Here is an 18,368-nt window from a genome sequence, read left to right as displayed (position 1 = left end):
GGAATCGCGACCGACCTAGAAGCCGAGCCTACCGAGTGCCTTTGGATCGCGCTGCCATTCTTTCAAGACCTTGACGCGCAGCGAGAGGTAGACGCGGCGCCCGAGCAGCGCTTCGATCTCGTGCCGAGCACGCTCGCCGACGTCGCGCAGCCGGGAGCCGCCCTTGCCGATCACAATGCCTTTCTGGCTGTCGCGCTCAACGTAGAGCGACGCGTAGAGCTCAAGCAGGCCCGGCTCGCCGTTCTCGTCCGCCTCGCGCTCCACCCGGTCGTCGACGGTGGCGGCGAGCGAGTGCGGCAGCTCGTCGCGCACACCGTCGAGAGCCGCCTCACGGATCAGCTCCGCGATCCGGTCGTCTTCACCCTCGTCGGTCGTGTCCTCGCTGTCGTAGAGCGGGGGCGAGAGCGGCATGAGGCCGAGCAGCACGTCAGAGAGCACGTCGAGCTGCTCGTTGGTGAGCGCCGAGACGGGCACCACGGCGTCCCACTCGCGCAGCTCCCCCAGCCGGGTGAGCTGATCGATGATCTCCGTCTGCGACGCCTCGTCCACCTTCGTGAGGATGGCAACCTTCTTCGCGCGCGGGAAGTCTTCGAGGCGGTCGTTGATGAAGCGGTCGCCCGGGCCGAGCTTCTCCGTGGCGGGCACGCAGAACCCGATCACGTCGACGTCGCCGAGCGTCGACTCGACGAGCGCATTCAGGCGCTCGCCCAGCAGAGTGCGCGGGCGGTGGATTCCGGGTGTGTCAACGATGATGAGCTGACCGTCGGGCCGGTGCGCGATCCCGCGGATCGCCCGCCGCGTAGTCTGCGGCTTCGGGCTCGTGATCGCGATCTTCTCGCCGACGAGCGCGTTCGTGAGCGTCGATTTCCCCACGTTCGGACGCCCCACGAACGAGACGAAGCCCGCGCGAAACTCTCCCTCGGGCTGTACCGCGAGATCCGTCATGCTGTTTCCTCCGAGTCTTGGATGCCCGTCCAGCGGGCGGCGACGGTCAGCAGGCGCTGCCGTCGGCGTTCAATGGTTGCCACGGTGAGTTCGATGCCCGCGACGGTGATCGCCTCGCCCTCGGCGGGGAGCCGGCCCAGGTGCTTTGCGACGAGCCCGCCAACGGTGTCGACCTCGTCGTCGTCGAGCTCGATCCCGAACAGATCGCCGAGCTCCTCGACCGATAGCCGCGCGCTCACCACGAACGATCCGTCTGGCTGCTCGGCGGCCTCCGGGACGTCGCGGTCGTGTTCGTCGCTGATCTCGCCGAGCAGCTCCTCGATCAGATCTTCAAGCGTCACGAGCCCCGAGATGCCGCCGTACTCGTCGACCACGAGCGCGAGGTGGTTCGACTCCTGCTGCATGCGGCGCAGCAGCTTATCGGCGCGCTGCGTCTCCGGCACGAACATCGCCGGCTTCATCACGCGCGTGATCAGCGAGGTCTCTGCCTCCTCCGGGCGCCGCAGCACGAAGCCGCTGAGGTCGCGCAGGTATGCGACGCCGTCGATGTGGTCCACCTCGCCGGTGACCACCGGGACGCGTGAGTGCCGCGACGCGAGCACCTGCTCCAGCGCCTCGTGCACCGTCGTGTCGCTGTCGACGGTGACCATGTCGATGCGCGGCACCATCACTTCACGAACGAGCGTCTCGCCGAACTCCACGAGCGAGTGAATGTATTCGCGGTCGTCGGCCTCCAAGAGCGACTGCTCCGCGGCCTGATCGACCATCGACAGGAGCTGCTGCTCGTCACGGATCCGGGCGCCGCCGCCGCCGCGGCCCGGGGTCACCCGGTCGCCGAAGCGCATCAGCGCGGTCGCGACCGGGCCGAGCACCACGCGGATCCCGCGGATCGTCGGCGCCGCGAAGCGGATCACCTGATCCGGGTGGTGCGTGCCGACCGTGCGGGGGCTCGAACCGACCAGCACGAAGGTGAGCAGGGTCATCACGAGCGTGGCGATCACGAGCTCCAGCCAGAGCTCGTCGAGCGAATAGGCGAGCACGAGCGTGATCAACACCGCCGCGAGCGTCTCCGCGAACACGCGCGCGAAGCTCAGCGCGTTCGCGTGCCGGGCCTCGTCTTCCGCGATCGCGCGAATCGCGGCGCCCGTGCGCGGGGACGCCTCGGCGAGGGCGAGCAGCTCAGCACGCGAGCGCACCCCGAGGGCCGCGTCTGCCGCGGCGAGCAGGCCGCCGATCGCGAGCAGCAGCACCGCGACCCCGAGCAGCAGTGCGACAAGCCCGACGCTCATCGGGAGCGCTCACGCATCGCGAAGGACAGCAGCAGGTCGCGCTGCAGGCCGAACATCTCGGCCTCCTCCTCCGGTGTTGCGTGGTCGAAGCCGAGCAGGTGCAGCATGCCGTGCGTCAGCAGCACCGACATCTCCTGCCCCAGGTCGTGGCCGGCCGCTTCCGCCTGCACCTCAGCGACCTGCGGGCAGATCACGATGTCCCCGAGCAGCCCCGCGGGCGTCTGCGCGTCCACGCGGCCCGGGCGCAGCTCGTCCATCGGGAAGCTGAGCACGTCGGTGGGGCCGGGCTCGTTCATCCACTGCACGTGCAGCTGCTCGATCGCCGCCTCATCTGCCATCACCACACCGAGCTCGGTGTCTGGGTGGACGTGCATCGATTCGAGCACGAACGCCGCGAGCCGCTGCAGGCGTTCCTCCTCAACGGGGATGCCCGACTCGTTGTTGATCTCGACGGTCATGCTTCTGACTCCTCAGCCTTCGCGTATTCGGGTTCGGCGCGCGCGGCGCCGGCAAGTTCGGTTGCGGCACGCGACACGGCACGCGCCTCGTCGTGCGCCGCGTACGCGTCCACGATGCGCCCGACGAGGCTGTGACGCACGATGTCGTCGGCGCCGAGCTCAGCGAAGTGGATGTCCTCGACACCGCGCAGGATCCGGTTCACGGCGCGCAGGCCGCTCGCGGCGATCGGGAGGTCGATCTGGGTGATGTCGCCCGTCACCACCATCTTCGAGCCGTAGCCGAGGCGCGTGAGAAACATCTTCATCTGCTCGGGCGTGGTGTTCTGCGCCTCGTCGAGGATCACGAACGACTCGTTGAGCGTGCGCCCGCGCATGTACGCGAGCGGGGCAACCTCGATCGTGCCGTTCGCGAGCAGCTTGGGCACCACGTCGGCGTCCATCATCGAGCCGATCGCGTCAAACAGGGGACGCAGGTACGGGTCGATCTTGTCCTCGAGGCTGCCGGGCAGGTAGCCCAGCCGCTCGCCCGCCTCGACCGCGGGGCGGGTGAGAATGATCTTCGCGACCTCGCGGCGCTGCAGCGCCTGCACGGCCTTCGCCATTGCGAGGTAGGTCTTGCCGGTGCCCGCAGGGCCAATGCCGAACACGATCGTGTTCGCGTCGATCGCGTCAACGTACGCGCGCTGGCCGCGCGTCTGCGGCCGGATCGAGTTGCCGCGCACGGAGAGGATGGGGGCGCTCAGGACCTGGGCGGCCGTGGGGCCGTTCCCCTCGTGCACCATGCGCGTCACCTCGCGCACATCGGCGCTCGACACTGGCCCGCTGCGGCGCGCGAGTTCAAGGACCTCGCGCACCACGCTCTCGGCGGTGCGCACGTCCGGGGCCGGGCCGCGCAGGGCGAGCACCTCGTCGCGCGAGTGGAACGTCACGCTCGGGTGCTGCGCCTCAAGATCGCGGATCAGCTGATCCCGGTGCCCCAGGAACGAGGCGAGATCAACCCCCGCGAGGAGGACGGTGCGCTGCAGTTCCGGCGCGGTGGCCGGCACGACGGGGTGGGTGGGCGTTGGTTCAGGATCCAACGAGTGAACGCTCCTCAAGGTTTCCGGCGAGCACGTGCGCGTGCACGTGGAACACGGTCTGTCCGACCGATGCGCCGTTATTAAAGATCAGGCGGAATTCGCCGTTCGCGTGCTCAGCTGCGAGCTGCTGCGCGACGGTGACCATGTCCGCGAGGGTCTCGGGATCTCCGGCGGCGAGCTCGGTCACATTTGCGTACGCCGTCGACTTGGGGATCACAAGGAGGTGCACCGGCGCCTGCGGATTCATGTCCGCGAACGCGATCACGCGATCCGTCTCCGCGAGAATCTCGACCGGGATCTCACCGGAGACGATCTTGCCGAACACCGTGTCAGTAGCCATGCGTACAGTCTACGGCAGGGACCGCGCGCCGACCCAGCGCTACCACCGGCCGAGCGCCGCGTTGAGCACGGCGATTCCGGCGGGGCCCGCACTCGACGTGCGCAGCACGGTTGCTCCGAGCACCAGCACCTCGGCGCCCGCCGCGCGCAACGCATCGAGCTCGGCGTCATCGATCCCGCCCTCCGGGCCGATCACGATCACCAGCTCGCGCAGGCCGGGGCTGAGCCCGGTGGCCGCCCAGGCGCTCAGCGTCGCTGCCCCCCGGGGGTGCAGCACGAGCACGGCGGCGTCGTCCCGTGCCGCCAGCGCGGCGAGCTCGGAGAGCACCACCGGCTGCCGCACCTCGGGCACGCGCGACCGCAGCGACTGCTTGGCCGCCTCACGGGCGATCCGCTGCCACTTCGCCACGCCGCGGTCGGACTTTTCGCCCGCGCTCCAGCGCGACACCGAGCGCGCGGCGCCCCACGGTACGATCGCGTCGACCCCGAACTCGGTCGCCTGTTCCACAGCGCGTTCGTCGCGATCCCCCTTGGCGAGCGCCTGCACGAGCACGATCCGGGGCTCCGGAAGCGGCTCCGCGCGCGCTTCGATGAGTCGCACGGCAAAGCGCTGTTTCTCGGCGAGAGTCACCTCGCCGAGGCCGACCGACCCCGACCCGTTGCCGAGCAGGATCTGCTCGCCCACGCGGAGCCGGCTCACGCGCACCGCGTGGTGCGCCTCGTCGCCGCCCACCTCAAGCACCGCGCCGACGGCGAAGTCGGACGCGGCGAGATCCTCGCGATAGTAGAGGTTTGCCAAGGCTAGCCCTGGCGGAAGAAGCGGTCGCGGAGCTTCCCGAAGAAGCCCTGCTGGAACTCGCCGAGGTGCGGCGGATCGTCCTTGCGCAGCGCGGCGAGCTGCCGGACCAGATCCTTCTCGCGTCCCGAGAGCTTGCTCGGCGTTGCGACCTGCACGGCGATCTTCAGATCACCGCGCGAGGTGCTCCGCAGCCCCTGGATCCCGCGGCCGCGCACCGTGAGCACGTCGCCCGACTGCACGCCGGCCTCGACCTCCACCTCGACCTCGCCGTCGAGCGCGTCGAGCTTTGCCTCGGCGCCGAGGATCGCGTCGGTCATCGACACCTGCATGGTGCAGAGCAGGTCGTTGCCGTCGCGGCTGAAGATGTCGTGGTGCATGACCCTGAACTCGATGAAGAGATCACCGTTGGGTCCGCCGCCGGGGCCCACCTCACCACCGCCGCGCATCTGCAGCCGGGTGCCGGTGTCGATGCCCGAGGGCACGTCGACCGTGAGGGTGCGACGCTCGCGGACGCGCCCCTTCCCCGCGCACTCGACGCACGGGTGCTCAATGATGGTGCCGTAGCCCTGGCAGCTCCCGCACGGGTGCATGGTGACCACGTTGCCAAACAGGGAGCGCACCTGGCGCTGCACCTGCCCCTGGCCGCCGCACACGTCGCAGGTGACCGGGTGGGTGCCGGGCTGCGTGCAGCTGCCCTGGCACACTGAGCAGAGCACCGCGGTGTTGAGGGTCACGTCGCGCTGCACCCCGAAGATGACGTCTTCAAGCGACACGTCGACGCGGATCATCGCGTCGTCGCCGCGCTCGGCGCGCGAGCGCGGACCGCGCTGCTGCCCGCCGAAGCCACCACCGCCGAAGAAGGTCTCAAAGATGTCGCCGAAGCCGTTGGCTCCGCCCTGGCCGCCGCCCATGTCGTAGCGCTGCCGCTGCTCGGGATCGCTCAGCACGTCGTAGGCGTGCGTGACGCCCTTGAAGCGCTCGGAAGCTTCCTCGCTCGGGTTCACATCGGGGTGCAGCTCGCGCGCCAGCCGACGGTAGGCCTTTTTGATCTCCTCCGGCGTCGCTTCACGCGATACGCCCAGGGTCTCGTAGTGATCGGCCACGGGTAGTTCTCCTCAGGATTGTTCGTGTGTCGGGCAGAGCGGGCGGCGCGTGAGGCTACCGCTCCTCGCCCAGAAATCGGTTCAGGTAGCGGGCGACCGCGCGCACCGCCGAGATATTGCCCGCGTAGTCCATGCGCAGTGGGCCGAGGACGCCGAGCTTCGAGACGGAGGCGCCCTCCTCCTCGTAGTTCGTCGCAATGACGGAGGCGGCGGACAGCCCGTACGCGTGGTTTTCACGGCCGATCGACGCGGTCACGTCACGGCCGTCTTGCACGAGCTCGTCGAAGAGCCTGAGCAGCGTCACCTGCTCCTCGATCGCCTCGAGCACGACGGGCAACGCCCCGGCGAACTCGCCCGGGCGCGACAGGTTGGCGGCGCCGGCGACGGCGATCCGCTCCGTGCGATTGCTGCGCAGCTGCGACCCCACCACGTCGAGCACGCGCCGCACGAGGTCGGCCTCCTCGGGCCCGGCCCACTCGGCGATGCGCACCTCAAGCTCCGCGACCGCGGCCGCGGCAGCCTCGACGTCGGCGCCCACCGCGGCACTCGCGATCCGCTCGCGCAGACCGTGCACCCAGGCCTCCGTGACCTGCGAGGCCGGCAGCCACGCCACCTGCTGCTCAACCACCCCGCTCCCGAGGATGAGCACGCAGAGCACGCGGTCTTCCCCGATCGCAACGAGATCGATGTGCCGCACCACGGTGCGACGCAGCGACGGGTATTGCGCCACGGCCACCTGATTCGTGAGCTGCGAGAGCAGGCGAACGGTGCGCGCCATGACGTCATGGAGGTCCGTTGACTCCCCCAGGAACCGCTCGATCGCGGTGCGCTGGGCCGCCGTGAGCGGCCGCACCCGCGCCAACGTATCGACGTACAGCCGATATCCCTTATCGGTGGGCACCCGCCCGGAGGACGTGTGCGGCTGGGCAATCAGCTCGTCGTCTTCGAGCAGCGCCATGTCGTTGCGGATCGTGGCCGCCGAGACGCCGAACTGGTGCCGATCCACGATCGCTTTCGAGCCGACCGGTTCGTTCGACGACACGTAGTCGCCCACGATAGCGTGCAGCACAGCCAGACTTCGTTCTGAAATCATGGCTCCTCCTCGCCCCGGTGTGCCGCACCGACCTGGCACTCAGCAACACTGAGTGCTAATCCTAGCGCAGCTCTCTGCGCGGTTCCCGAACCCGTGCGCAGAAGTTTCGGTCAGCTGCCGAGCAGCTGGTGCACGACAGTGTCTGCAAGCAGCCGTCCGCGCAGCGTGGGCACCACGGTCCCGCCGATCGCGGCGCGGCCGTCGATCAGGCCGTCGGCGATCAGCTGCGGAATCACGCGCCGCTCCTCCGCGCCCAGCACGCTCGCGGGCAGACCGTCGGCGATCCGGGTCTCAAGCAGGACGCGCTCCTCGCGGCGCGCCTCCGCAGTGAGGGTCTCCCTCGCCTGCGCCGGGGACTCGCCCGCGTTCACTCGGCTCGCGTACGCGCCGGGGTGCTTCACGTTCCACCAGCGCACTCCGCCGATGTGGCTGTGAGCCCCGGGACCCGCGGCCCACCAGTCCTCCCCCGTCCAGTACGAGAGGTTGTGACGGGAGCGGGTCTCCGGCGAGCGCGACCAGTTGCTGATCTCGTACCAGCCGAGCCCCGCCGCGGTGAAGCGCGCGTCGGCCAGCTCGTACATCTCAGCGTGCAGATCCTCGTCGGGCTCCGCCACCTCGCCGCGCTTGATCTGCGCCGCGAGCTTGGTGCCCGCCTCGATGATCAGCGCGTACGCGGAGATGTGGTCGGGCTCGCACGCGAGCGCTGCGTCGATCGAGCGCTCCCAGTCGGCCAGCGACTCCCCCGGCGTGCCGTAGATCAGGTCGACGCTTACCTGCAGTCCAGCGGCACGCGCCCATGCAACCACCTGCGGTACGCGCTCGGGCTCGTGCGTGCGATCAAGCGTGCGCAGCACGTGCGGCACCGCCGACTGCATGCCAAAGCTCACGCGGGTGAACCCGGCCGCGGCCAGCTCGCGCAGGTACGCTTCGTCGACCGAGTCTGGGTTTGCCTCGGTGGTCACCTCGGCGCCGGGAGCCAGGCCCCACTCGGTGCGGATCCGAGCCAGCATTGCCGTGAGGTCGCTCGCCGGCAGCAGCGTGGGTGTGCCGCCGCCAAAGAACACCGTGGAGACCGGCCGCTCGGGCAAGCCCGCCGCGCGCATCACCCCTGCGCCGAACGTCAGCTCCCACTCCACCTGGTCCGCGTACTCGTCGCGGCGCGTGCCGCCGAGCTCGCTCGCCGTGTAGGTGTTGAAGTCGCAGTAGCCGCAGCGCACGCGGCAGTATGGCACGTGGACGTAGACCCCAAAGTTGCGGGCCTCAGCACCCTCGCGCACGCTCGCCGGGAGCGCACCGTCGAGCGGCGCGGCGTCGCCCTCAGGCAGTGCGCTGGGCACCGCGCACCTCCGCGAACCGCATCACGCGCGCGCCGATCCGGGGCGGCGCTGATGGGTGACGCGCGCGGCGGCACCGGGCGCGTGATCCGTCTCGGGATCCTGCTCAGGCACGTCGGCGACTGGCTCGATGTCAGCGAGTGGGTCTTCAGCTGGCGCTTCCTCAGCAACCATGGCTGCGTCCGCAACGGGCGCGTCCTCGGCGCCTGTGGCTACGTCTTCCACGGGCACGTCCGCCGCGGGCGCTTCCTCAGCGAGGGGGTCTGAGGGCTCAGCTGCGCCGGTCGCGGCGGAGGTCTCGGAGGTGTCGGACGCGTCGGCATCATCGGCCGGTACCGGGTCCGCGAGTTCGATCTCAACCACGGGAACGTCCGCCTGCACCGGCTCGTCGACTTGCGTGGCCGCGGGCTGTGCGCCCGGGGCGAGCGCCGCGAGCTGCTTGCGCACCGCGTCGATCGCGGCGCGCACCTCGGCGCGCGCCCGCAGGCCGAGCAGCCCACTCTTGGGCGCCGCGAGGAAACCGCGCGAGACCGCCCAGACGGTGTCGTCGTCGCGCAGCTCGACCGCAAACAGCTGCTCCCCGACCGGACCGAGCTCGTCGCCCGTCCCCCAGGCAAAGCCAACGCTGCGCGCCTCCGAAATCGTGTAGACCACCAGCACCTCGCGCTCCGGCTGACCCGGCGCGCCGAGGGCCACGGTGGTGCCGGCGACCACGAACGGGTCACCGTCGGGGCCAAAGTGCTCCTCGGGTTCTCCGGCGGCCTGCGGCCGCCCGTCGCCGTCAAAGTTGGGGCCCACGTAGGCGGCGCCCGTGCCGCGCTCGATCTCGCGCACGGCGAAGCCGCCGCCGCGCTGGGCACCCCAGGTCATCAGCAGGCTTGACGCGAGCAGGAATCGATCCTGGCCGCTGCCCAGGCGCAGCTCCTCCTCGTAGGGGGTGCTGCCGTTGGGCGGAAAACGCATGAGGTCGGGGGCACGAGACGCGCCGACCGCCGCGTACGCGACCGGCATGTCGACGTGGCTCTGCCGCCGAGTGGGCTGGCCATCGCTCATCGCTTGGCCGCGTCCTTGCCCTCCACGTCGCCCGACAGGGCGGCGATGAACGCCTCCTGCGGCACCTCGACGCGGCCGACCATCTTCATGCGCTTCTTGCCTTCCTTCTGCTTTTCAAGCAGTTTGCGCTTACGGCTAATATCGCCACCGTAACACTTGGCAAGCACGTCCTTGCGAATGGCGCGGATCGTCTCACGCGCAATGACCCGGGCGCCAATCGCGGCCTGGATCGGGACTTCGAACTGCTGGCGCGGGATCAGCTTGCGCAGGCGCTCGGTCATCATCGTGCCGTAGTGGTAGGCGTTGTCGCGGTGCACGATCGCGCTAAAGGCGTCGACCTGGTCGCCCTGCAGCAGGATGTCCACCTTGACCAGGTCGGCCTCCTGCTCGCCCATCGGCTCGTAGTCGAGGCTGGCGTAGCCCTGGGTGCGGCTCTTGAGGTGGTCGAAGAAGTCGAAGACGATCTCGCCGAGCGGCATGCTGTAGCGCAGCTCCACGCGCTCACCCAGGTACTCCATGCCGAGCAGGCTGCCACGTCGGCTCTGGCAGAGCTCCATGATCGCGCCAACGTAGTCCTTGGGCGCGAGGATCGCGGTCTTGACGACCGGCTCGCGCACGCTCTTGATCTTGCCGTCGGGGTACTCGGACGGGTTGGTCACCGTCACCTCGCTGCCGTCCTCGGTGGTGACCTGGTAGATCACGCTCGGGGCGGTGGCGATCAGATCAAGGTCGAACTCGCGGCGCAGGCGCTCGGAAATGATCTCGAGGTGCAGCAGGCCGAGGAAGCCACAGCGGAAGCCGAAGCCGAGCGCCACGGACGTCTCGGGCTCGTACTGCAGCGCCGCGTCTTCAAGCTTCAGCTTGTCGAGCGCCTCGCGCAGCACCGGGTAGTCGCTGCCGTCGAGCGGGTACAGGCCGGAGAACACCATCGGCTTCGGATCCGTGTAGCCGGGCAGTGCCTCGGTCGCCGGGTGACGCTTCGACGTGACCGTGTCGCCAACCTTCGATTGGCGCACATCCTTCACGCCCGTGATCAGGTAGCCCACTTCGCCGACCGCGAGCCCCTTCGTGGGGGTTGGCTCGGGCGAGGAGACGCCGATCTCGAGGGCCTCGTGATCGGAGCCGGTCGACATCATCATGACTTTCTCGCGCGGCGAGAAGCTGCCGTCGATCATGCGCACGTAGGTGACCACGCCCCTGTAGGAGTCGTAGACCGAGTCGAAGATCATTGCGCGCGCGGGGGCGTCCGCGTCGCCGACCGGCGCGGGGATCCGCTCAATCACGCGATCGAGGAGCTCTTCGACCCCCATGCCGGTCTTGCCCGACACCTTGAGGATGTCCTCGGGCGAGCCGCCGATGAGATCGGCAATTTCGCGGGAGACGCGCTCGGGGTCCGCCGCCGGCAGGTCGATCTTGTTGAGCACCGGGATGATCTCAAGGTCATTTTCCATGGCGAGGTACAGGTTCGCGAGGGTCTGTGCCTCGATCCCCTGCGCCGCGTCCACGAGCAGGATCGCGCCCTCGCACGCTGCGAGCGAGCGCGAGACCTCGTAGCTGAAGTCGACGTGGCCCGGCGTGTCGATCATGTTCAGCGCGTACGCGGCGCCGTCCACGTCCCAGTGCATGCGCACCGCCTGCGACTTGATCGTGATGCCGCGCTCGCGCTCGATATCCATGCGATCGAGATACTGCGCCCGCATTTCGCGGTCGGGCACCGTGCCGGTGACCTGCAACATGCGGTCGGCAAGCGTCGACTTGCCGTGATCGATGTGCGCGATGATGCAGAAGTTGCGAATGCGCGCGGGGTCGGTCGACGCCGGGACAGGGGGGTTCACGCTGCGTGGAGACATTGTGAGCCATTATCGCACGCAGCGGGCCCCCGGCGCTCATCCGCGTGCGCGCGCACCCAAACCCGCCTGCGCCCGCGCGGGGACCCGCCGCCCAGGTCCCACCGTGATTTCGCTCGCGCCGGGCCGCCGCGGGCCGGCTCGGGCCACACCGGGCCACGCCGGGCCACGCCACAGCGACATGGTCGGGGCGTTGTGCGCTTCGTCTGCTAGAGTTGGTTCTTGGCTTGCGTGTGGCTCACACCACACACCCCGCAAGGTGCCCTCTCTCGCCGCGCGGATTCACCTGTTTAAACAAGTACCTGTGAAGGACACTCCCAACGTGGCAAACATTAAGTCGCAGATCAAGCGCATCAAGACCAACCTGAAGGCTACCGAGCGTAACCGGGCATACAAGAGCGAGCTCCGCACCGCGGTCCGCGCGACCCGCCTGGCAATCACCGCCGGTGACAAGACTGTCGCCGAGGAGAAGCTGCAGGTTGCGAGCCGCAAGCTCGACAAGGCAGTTTCGAAGGGCGTCATCCACAAGAACCAGGCTGCGAACCGCAAGTCGGCTCTCGCAACCCAGGTTGCTGCGCTCTAAGCACTAGGCTTCGAGGCCACACGGTCTCACCCACACGGGCTCCGCTTCGGCGGGGCCCGTGTTGCGTTTCGGGGCGTGGGCGGCAGCCCCCGGCGCGTCTTACTTGGCGCGTTTTACTTGGCGCGACCGCGCCGCGCGACGAGCAGCACGAACTTCTCGAGCGCGTACTCGGGGTCACGGGTGCCGCCCTTGAGGAGCCACTCCGTCTCGGCAGCCTGGTCAATGCACCGCGCGAGGTCGCCCTCGCGCCAGCCGCGCACCTCGCGCTGCGCCCGATCGACCTGCCAGGGCGCCATTCCCAGCTCCTTTGCCAGCTGCCCGCTGCCGCCGCTCGCGCCGTACACGCGGGCCATTGCGCGCACCTTCATGTTGAGCGCGGCGAGCAACGGGATGGGGTCTGTGCCGGTGGAGAGCGCCTGGCGCAGGAGCACGAGCGCCTCGGCCCCGCGCCCGGCGGTCGCGGCGTCGGCAACGCGGAACGCGTTAGTCTCGACGCGCCCCTCGGTGGCCCGGTTGACCTCGTCCTCCGAGATGCGCGTACCCACGTCGGAGACCAACTGGACGCAGGCGCCAGCGAGTTCGCCGATGCCCCCCGCGTAGGCGCCCACGAGCATGCGGAGCGCTCCGGGGGTGATCTGTGCGCCGAGGCGGCGGAACTCTGCCTGGGCAAAGCTCAGCCGGTCCGCGTCTTTCTTGACCTCCGGGCAGGCGATCTCGATGGCGCCGCCGGTTCCCTTGCGCAGCAGATCGAGCAGGGCCTTCCCGCGCTGGCCGCCGCCGTGCCGGAGCACGAGCACGGTGTCGTCGGCGGGCTCGGCGATGTACCGCTTCACGTCTTCGATGAACGCGTCCGAGCACTTCTCAACGCCCTCAACCCGCAGCAGTCGCGGTTCCGCGAAGAGCGACGGGCTCGCCAGGGTGAAGATCTCGCCCGCGGCGTACGATGCCGCGTCGACGTCGTGGACCTCGAGGTCGGGGTGTTCGGCGACGAGCGCCGAGCGGATCGCCTGGGCCGCGCGGTCGGCGAGAAACGCCTCGGGTCCGCTGATCAGGACGACGGGCGCCGGCCGCGCCTCCGACCAGTCGAGCTGCGGGGCTTTCGTCTGAGTTGCTCGTGCTGCTGCCACACTCCAACCTTATCCGGGACTCCCGACACCATCGGCCGCAGTGGTCTCCCTGGCGCGGCATCGCCCCCGCGGCACCCGCTACTCGGGCGGCCCGCGTTCAGACGCCCACACCCGGAGACTGCCGGGGGCTCCACTGACGGCGATGCTGCCGAGCTGGTCGGTGCGGGCCGTCGCGGTGCCCGCGGCGGCGAGGTCCGCGAGCGTCCCGGGCGCGGGATGGCCGTAGCGATTTGAAGCTCCCACCGACACGAGCGCGAGATCCGCGGCGACCCGGCCCGGGAGCTCCCGGTTCTGGTCGCGTGAGCCGTGGTGCGCGACCTTGAGCACGTCCGCCCGCAGATCCGCGCCGCCGCGGAGCAGCTCCGACTGGACGAGTGCGCCGGTGTCGCCCAGGAGCAGCACGCTGACGGCGCCCGCCCGCAGCCGAGCGATAACGCTCGCGGAGTTCGCGTCGGCGGGCACATGACCAGCCGCGGGGCCGAGCACCAACCACTGCACGCCACCTCCGTCTTCCCCGCCACCGCCACCGTGCATCCCAGCGACGCCGAGCACCCCACCGCCACCGTGCATCCCAGCGACGCCAACGGTGACGGGCACTCCCGCCGCTTCGAGCTGGCGCACGAGCGCGCGATCCGCGCCGTCCTCCCGGTTCGCGGGCGCGATCAGCGCGCGGTCGACTCGGCGGATCACCGCGTCGAGCGCACCAAAGTGGTCGCGGTGGTCGTGGCTCACGATCAGGAGTTCGATGCGTCCAACGCTGAAGCGATCGAGGCAGGCGAGGAGCGCGTCTGGATCCTCTCCGGTGTCGACGAGCGTCACGCCGCCGGGCCGGGCCGGGTCGCGCAGCAACAGGGCGTCCCCCTGCCCCACATCGCAGGCGACCACGCTCCAGTCGCGCGGCGCGGCGGCGCGAGTGACCGCCGGCGTGAGCGCGGTGGGCCCCAGCAGGAGCCCCAGCCCCGCCGCGGCGAGCCCGAGGCTCCAGCGCGAGGCACCCCGCAGTGCCGGCTCGCGCGCGCTCCAGGGGTGACGCCACCCCGGGTCCGCTTCGCCCTTCCCGGCCCTCCGGAGACCCGGCCGCGCCCGCGGGCGTGTGTGCGCGCCGCGGTGTGTGCCAAGCCACCACGCGGTACCGAGCAGGAGCTCGGCCGCGGCAAGCAGCGCGGCCCCGCCCCAGCCCTCCGGCCAGGGCGCCCTGGCGTACGGAAGCTCAGATGTGACCGCCGCGGTGCCGACGAGCCACCGCGCCGGAAGCGCTGCGACCCACACCGCGAGTGCTCCGAGCGGCTCGCTGAGCGGGAGGAGCACCAGCGCAAGCAGCCCGAGTCCTGTGCCGAGCGGCGCCCCCGGGGCGGCGAGCACGTTCGCGAGCACGCCCACGAGCGGGAGCCCCGGTTGCAGCAGCAGGAGGAGCGGCGCGCAGGCGAACTGGGCGGCGCACGCGACCGCGATCGGGAGCGCGACGAGCTCGGGCACCCGGGCCCGCAGCCGCAGCGCGCGAGTCAGGGGCGGGGCGATGATCAGGATCCCAGCGGTAGCCGCGACCGAGAGCGCAAACCCCGGGTGCAGCGCCTGCCACGGGTCGCGCAGCAGCAGGACGATCACGGCGCTCGCGAGTGCGGGAAGTGCGATCGCGCGCCGACCCCCGTACTGTGAGACGAGCACCACCACCGCCATCACTGCGGCACGCTGCACGCTCGGATCCGGCCCCACCACGAAGACGAAGCCAGCCAGCACTGCGCCCTGACCCAGTATCCGGATCCGGCGGCCAGCGCCGCAGCGGGCGAGCACCCAGCCCGCTGCGCTCGTGACGAGCGCGCAGTTTGCGCCCGACACCGCGACGAGGTGCGTCAGCGAGGCGTCGCGCATCTGCCGATCGGTCTGCGCCGCCACGAGCGAGGTGTCCCCCACGGCCAGCCCCGGCACCAGCGCGGCACCGGGTGTCGCGGCCGCTGCGTCGCGGAGCCGCGCCCTCAGGTCTGCCGCCGCGGTCGCGAGCGAGCCGTCCGACTTTTCCGCCGCGGCCGCGACAATCCGGATCCCGAATGCCGCCCCGGAGCCGGCGTCCAACCGCACCGGGACGCCGCGCACCAGCACCTCGCTGCCCGGCCCCCACCCGCCCCGCTGAGCGGCACCCGCGCGTCCACTCGGCCCGCCACCGCCGCTGTCGCCAACGCCACTGCTGTCGCCGCCTCCGCTGTCATCAGCGCTGCCACCGCCGCTGCTGCCGCCGCCTCCGCGTGCGTCGCCAGCCTCGAACCAGAGCACCAGCGGGACTCGGCCGCGCGCGCCCGCGAACGTGGCGGCGGCCCACGCCCGCCGGTCCGAGGACTCAACGGCGTAGCCACTCAGTGTGACGCTGAGTTCCTGCGTCGTCCCGGCCGCGGCCGCCTCCCGGAGTGTCGCGTCGTCTCTGACTGCCTCGCCCCACTCGATTCGCAGCCCGAGCAGGAGCAGGAGCGCGAGGCCGAGAACTGCCACAGTCGCTGAGCTTCCTCTGGCCACCGCCGCCCACACCCCCGCGCGCCGCCGCACCGCGCGCCACACCACGACCCCGAGCGTGCACGCGCCGCCCAGCGCGCTGGCCACCGCCACGATGCGCCCGGTGCCCGGCGCGGTGATGGCGTGTGCCGCAAGCGCCCAGGCCACGAGCGCGGGCGCCAGCAGGCGCCACTGGCCGGGCGGGCCCCGGTACGCGCGGCGCGCGATGGTGGACTCGCGGCTCACGGCTCGACCAGCTCTCTGAATCCGTCGAGCGTTTTCGGGCCGATCCCTGGCACGTCGAGCAGCTGGTCAACCGTGGCGAACGGGCCGTGGTCGCTCCGCCACTCGATGATGCGCTGCGCGAGCGCCGGCCCGATCCGCGGGAGCTGCTCGAGCTCGCCGGCCGTCGCGGTGCTCAGGCGGATCAGTCCCCCGCTGGCGGCCGGGCCAACGCCGCCCTCCTCCGCGGGCGCGCCGGCCACCAGACCAGCGGCGTCTGGAACCACCACCTGCTCCCCGTCGACCACGGTCCGAGCGAGATTGACCCCGGCGAGTACGGCGGCGTCGGTGGGACCACCCGCAGCCGCGAGCGCATCGGCCACCCGGGCGCCGACCTGGAGCTCAACGATCCCGGGCGACGCAACCTCGCCGACCACGTGCACGAGCACCTTCGACGGCGCGGCGTCACCCGTCGCCGCGCCGGGGGTGTCGAGCTGCTCCCCGCTCCGCTCGCCGATCTCGCCGGCGTCGTTGCCGGGAACCTCGAGCAGCTCGCCGCCGCCAGAGTTCGCCGCGCTGACCACAATCGCGACGACGATCGCTGCGACAAACACGATCACGCCCACCCAGATGGGGGCGGAGATCGCGCGCCGCAGGCGGGCCGCAACCGAGGGCTGCGGGGCCCAGGCGAGGGCGGCTGGCGCCCCCGCGCTTCCGGGCTCCTGCCGCCAGAAGCCCGGCTCGCCCGGCTCGACCGACTCGTCTCGCTCGCCAGGGCCGTGCTGCTCGCCGGGACCGTGCTGTTCGCCATGACCGTGCTGTTCGCCATGACCGTGCTGCTCGCCGGGACCGCCGGCCGTGTCCTCGCTGCTCCGCGCCGCGCGATCGAGGAGTCGTTCTGGGAGCCACCCGTGTTCCGGCGGCGCCCCTGATCCAGCTCGGCGCTCGACAGCACCGTGCGCGCCAACGCCGGGTGGATCGCCGAGAGCGAGTTCATCGGCGACGGGACCGTCGGCGACGGGACCGTTGGCGACGGCGCCCGGGCGGGAACTCCGGAGTGAGTCGTGGGGTGGCATGCCTCAACGCTAGAGAGCGTCAGGGGGCACACCGATCCGGAATCACACACTGTGGATAGGTGGCGTCGCGGGCACGTTCGTGCCGGGCTGTGTACGCCGGGGAGCGGCGCCGTTACCCGATTTCAGGCAGGAGATCCGAACTCAGGCGGATCGATTCAGCCGAAACCATCCGCCTGAGTTCGGATCTCCTGCGCGAACTCGGATCTCCTGCGCGAACTCGGATCTCCTGCGCGAACTCGGATCTCCTGCGCGAACTCGGATCTCCCGCGCGAACTCGGATCCGCCGCGCACAGCACGCGCGCCTACGCCCCGGTGAGACCCTCCGCGATCGCGACCACGCCGCGCAGGGCCTCCGCGTGGGTGGTGCTCAGCGGGGAGAGCCCGATGCGGATCCCGTCTGGCCTGCGGAAGTCGGGAATCACGCCGTCCTCCCACAGCCGAGGCACGAGGTCGGCGAAGCCCTCGTGCCCGATCGTGACGTGCCCGCCGCGGCGCTCCGGGTCGCGCGAGGTGAGCAGGGCGACGCCGCGGGGCGCGAGGAGCTCGTCCACTGCGGTCACGACAAGCGCTGTCAGGCTCACTGACTTGGCGCGAATCTGCGCGATCCCGGCCTCCTCGATCAGCTCGAGCATTCCCTGGAGCGGCAGCATGCTCAGCACGGCCGGTGTGCCGCTGAGGAAGCGCCGGATCCCTGGCGCGGGCTCGTAGCGCTCCCGCATCCCGAAGACGTCGGCGGCGCCCATCCACCCCCACACTGGCTGCTCGGTGAGCTCCTGGAGCGACGCGTTCACGTAGGCGAACGCCGGCGAACCGGGCCCGCCGTTCAGGTACTTGTAGGTGCAGCCCACCGCGAAGTCTGCGGTGGCCGCGTCAAGCTCCACGGGGAGCACGCCCACCGAGTGGCAGAGGTCCCACAGCACGAGCGCGCCGTGACGGTGCGCCTCCGCGGTGATGGCGCGCATGTCAGCGATGGCGCCGGAGCGGTAGTCGACGTGGCTGAGCACGACGAGCGCGGTGCGCTCGGTGACGGCGGCGGCGATATCGGCGACCGTGATGCCGCCCACGGGGTCGGCCGGGAGCTGTCGCAGGGTGAGCCCGCGCGCGTGCGCGATCCCCTCGGCGACGAAGCGGTCTGTGGGGAAGTTGTTGGCCTCGATCAGCACTTCGTCGCGCCCCGGCTGCATCGCGACGGCGGCGCTCATGAGCTTGTACAGCAGCACTGTCGTTGAGTCCCCAACGATCGTCTGCCCGGGTGCCGCGCCAATGAGGGCCGCGCCAATGCGATCCCCCAGTTCGGTGGGGAGGTCAAGCCACTGCTCGTCCCACGAGCGGATCAGGCGGCTCCCCCACTCGTGGCGCACGAACGCGTCCAGGCGCGCGCCGGTGTCGCGCAGCGGCCGCCCGAGCGAGTTGCCATCGAGGTAGGCGCTCACCCCCTCCGCGGGGGCGAAGCGTTCGATGAACCCCGCGAGCGGGTCGGCGTCGTCGAGCTCACGAGCCTGCGCCGCGAGTCGCGTAATCTGGTCGGTCATCTGGATTC

Annotated in this window: 16 protein-coding genes; 1 reads left to right on the top strand and 15 read right to left on the bottom strand. The window is 70.7% G+C overall.

The window, feature by feature from the left end; all coding sequences use genetic code 11:
• Positions 1 to 15: 15 nt before the first annotated feature.
• From era to lepA, 11 genes are all read right to left on the bottom strand, one after another.
• Positions 16 to 945 (bottom strand): GTPase Era, encoded by a 930-nt coding sequence (gene era, locus EV139_RS11165; RefSeq protein WP_130454396.1) that lies wholly within the window; start codon positions 943 to 945, stop codon positions 16 to 18.
• Positions 942 to 2,234: a hemolysin family protein gene (locus tag EV139_RS11160; RefSeq protein ID WP_130454395.1), complete on the bottom strand. Its 1,293-nt coding sequence runs from the start codon at positions 2,232 to 2,234 to the stop codon at positions 942 to 944. The genes era and EV139_RS11160 overlap by 4 nt, the downstream gene beginning before the upstream one ends.
• Positions 2,231 to 2,692 (bottom strand): rRNA maturation RNase YbeY, encoded by a 462-nt coding sequence (gene ybeY, locus EV139_RS11155; RefSeq protein ID WP_130454394.1) that lies wholly within the window; start codon positions 2,690 to 2,692, stop codon positions 2,231 to 2,233. The genes EV139_RS11160 and ybeY overlap by 4 nt, the downstream gene beginning before the upstream one ends.
• Positions 2,689 to 3,771 (bottom strand): PhoH family protein, encoded by a 1,083-nt coding sequence (locus tag EV139_RS11150; RefSeq protein ID WP_420029107.1) that lies wholly within the window; start codon positions 3,769 to 3,771, stop codon positions 2,689 to 2,691. Before EV139_RS11150 ends, ybeY begins: the two co-directional genes overlap by 4 nt.
• Complete coding sequence (locus EV139_RS11145) at positions 3,761 to 4,111, bottom strand: HIT domain-containing protein (RefSeq protein ID WP_130454393.1); 351 nt, start codon at positions 4,109 to 4,111, stop codon at positions 3,761 to 3,763. Before EV139_RS11145 ends, EV139_RS11150 begins: the two co-directional genes overlap by 11 nt.
• 39 nt (positions 4,112 to 4,150) lie before the next feature.
• A complete protein-coding gene (locus tag EV139_RS11140) occupies positions 4,151 to 4,909 on the bottom strand; it encodes a 16S rRNA (uracil(1498)-N(3))-methyltransferase (protein WP_130454392.1) in 759 nt (252 codons plus the stop codon).
• Between the two features lie 2 nt (positions 4,910 to 4,911).
• Positions 4,912 to 6,012: a molecular chaperone DnaJ gene (gene dnaJ / locus EV139_RS11135; RefSeq protein WP_130454391.1), complete on the bottom strand. Its 1,101-nt coding sequence runs from the start codon at positions 6,010 to 6,012 to the stop codon at positions 4,912 to 4,914.
• 55 nt (positions 6,013 to 6,067) lie between these two features.
• Entirely contained in the window at positions 6,068 to 7,105 is a 1,038-nt protein-coding gene (hrcA, locus tag EV139_RS11130) for a heat-inducible transcriptional repressor HrcA (protein ID WP_130454390.1), read from the bottom strand.
• A 110-nt stretch (positions 7,106 to 7,215) separates the two neighbouring features.
• A complete protein-coding gene (gene hemW / locus EV139_RS11125; RefSeq protein WP_130454389.1) occupies positions 7,216 to 8,442 on the bottom strand; it encodes a radical SAM family heme chaperone HemW in 1,227 nt (408 codons plus the stop codon).
• 21 nt (positions 8,443 to 8,463) lie between these two features.
• Positions 8,464 to 9,492, bottom strand: a complete 1,029-nt coding sequence (locus EV139_RS11120; RefSeq protein WP_130454388.1) for a DUF1990 family protein — start codon at positions 9,490 to 9,492, stop codon at positions 8,464 to 8,466.
• Complete coding sequence (gene lepA, locus EV139_RS11115; protein WP_130454387.1) at positions 9,489 to 11,342, bottom strand: translation elongation factor 4; 1,854 nt, start codon at positions 11,340 to 11,342, stop codon at positions 9,489 to 9,491. Before lepA ends, EV139_RS11120 begins: the two co-directional genes overlap by 4 nt.
• 319 nt (positions 11,343 to 11,661) lie before the next feature.
• On the opposite strand from lepA, the gene rpsT reads away from it, so the two are divergent.
• Entirely contained in the window at positions 11,662 to 11,922 is a 261-nt protein-coding gene (gene rpsT / locus EV139_RS11110; protein WP_130454491.1) for a 30S ribosomal protein S20, read from the top strand.
• A 113-nt stretch (positions 11,923 to 12,035) separates the two neighbouring features.
• Here the strand turns inward: rpsT and holA are convergent, their stop codons facing one another.
• The 4 genes from holA to EV139_RS11090 form a co-directional block, all read right to left on the bottom strand.
• Complete coding sequence (holA, locus tag EV139_RS11105) at positions 12,036 to 13,049, bottom strand: DNA polymerase III subunit delta (RefSeq protein ID WP_130454386.1); 1,014 nt, start codon at positions 13,047 to 13,049, stop codon at positions 12,036 to 12,038.
• A 78-nt stretch (positions 13,050 to 13,127) separates the two neighbouring features.
• Entirely contained in the window at positions 13,128 to 15,776 is a 2,649-nt protein-coding gene (locus EV139_RS11100; protein ID WP_241989031.1) for a ComEC/Rec2 family competence protein, read from the bottom strand.
• Entirely contained in the window at positions 15,773 to 16,828 is a 1,056-nt protein-coding gene (locus EV139_RS16155; RefSeq protein ID WP_237464330.1) for a ComEA family DNA-binding protein, read from the bottom strand. The genes EV139_RS11100 and EV139_RS16155 overlap by 4 nt, the downstream gene beginning before the upstream one ends.
• 302 nt (positions 16,829 to 17,130) lie before the next feature.
• Positions 17,131 to 18,360: a kynureninase gene (locus EV139_RS11090; protein WP_130454385.1), complete on the bottom strand. Its 1,230-nt coding sequence runs from the start codon at positions 18,358 to 18,360 to the stop codon at positions 17,131 to 17,133.
• Between the last annotated feature and the right edge of the window lie 8 nt (positions 18,361 to 18,368).

The organism is Leucobacter luti (genome assembly GCF_004217175.1).
In the GTDB taxonomy this organism is placed as follows: Bacteria; Actinomycetota; Actinomycetes; order Actinomycetales; family Microbacteriaceae; genus Leucobacter; species Leucobacter luti.
This window is presented reverse-complemented; position numbering and strand designations above follow the sequence as displayed.

Bases quoted from the DNA above. Each gene is read 5' to 3' on its own strand.
- EV139_RS11145 (WP_130454393.1), bottom strand. From the start codon at position 4,111: ATGGCTACTGACACGGTGTTCGGCAAGATCGTCTCCGGTGAGATCCCG.
- era (WP_130454396.1), bottom strand. From the start codon at position 945: ATGACGGATCTCGCGGTACAGCCCGAGGGAGAGTTTCGCGCGGGCTTC.
- EV139_RS11160 (WP_130454395.1), bottom strand. From the start codon at position 2,234: ATGAGCGTCGGGCTTGTCGCACTGCTGCTCGGGGTCGCGGTGCTGCTG.
- EV139_RS11090 (WP_130454385.1), bottom strand. From the start codon at position 18,360: ATGACCGACCAGATTACGCGACTCGCGGCGCAGGCTCGTGAGCTCGAC.
- ybeY (WP_130454394.1), bottom strand. From the start codon at position 2,692: ATGACCGTCGAGATCAACAACGAGTCGGGCATCCCCGTTGAGGAGGAA.
- EV139_RS11120 (WP_130454388.1), bottom strand. From the start codon at position 9,492: ATGAGCGATGGCCAGCCCACTCGGCGGCAGAGCCACGTCGACATGCCG.
- EV139_RS16155 (WP_237464330.1), bottom strand. From the start codon at position 16,828: ATGCCACCCCACGACTCACTCCGGAGTTCCCGCCCGGGCGCCGTCGCC.
- hrcA (WP_130454390.1), bottom strand. From the start codon at position 7,105: ATGATTTCAGAACGAAGTCTGGCTGTGCTGCACGCTATCGTGGGCGAC.
- lepA (WP_130454387.1), bottom strand. From the start codon at position 11,342: ATGTCTCCACGCAGCGTGAACCCCCCTGTCCCGGCGTCGACCGACCCC.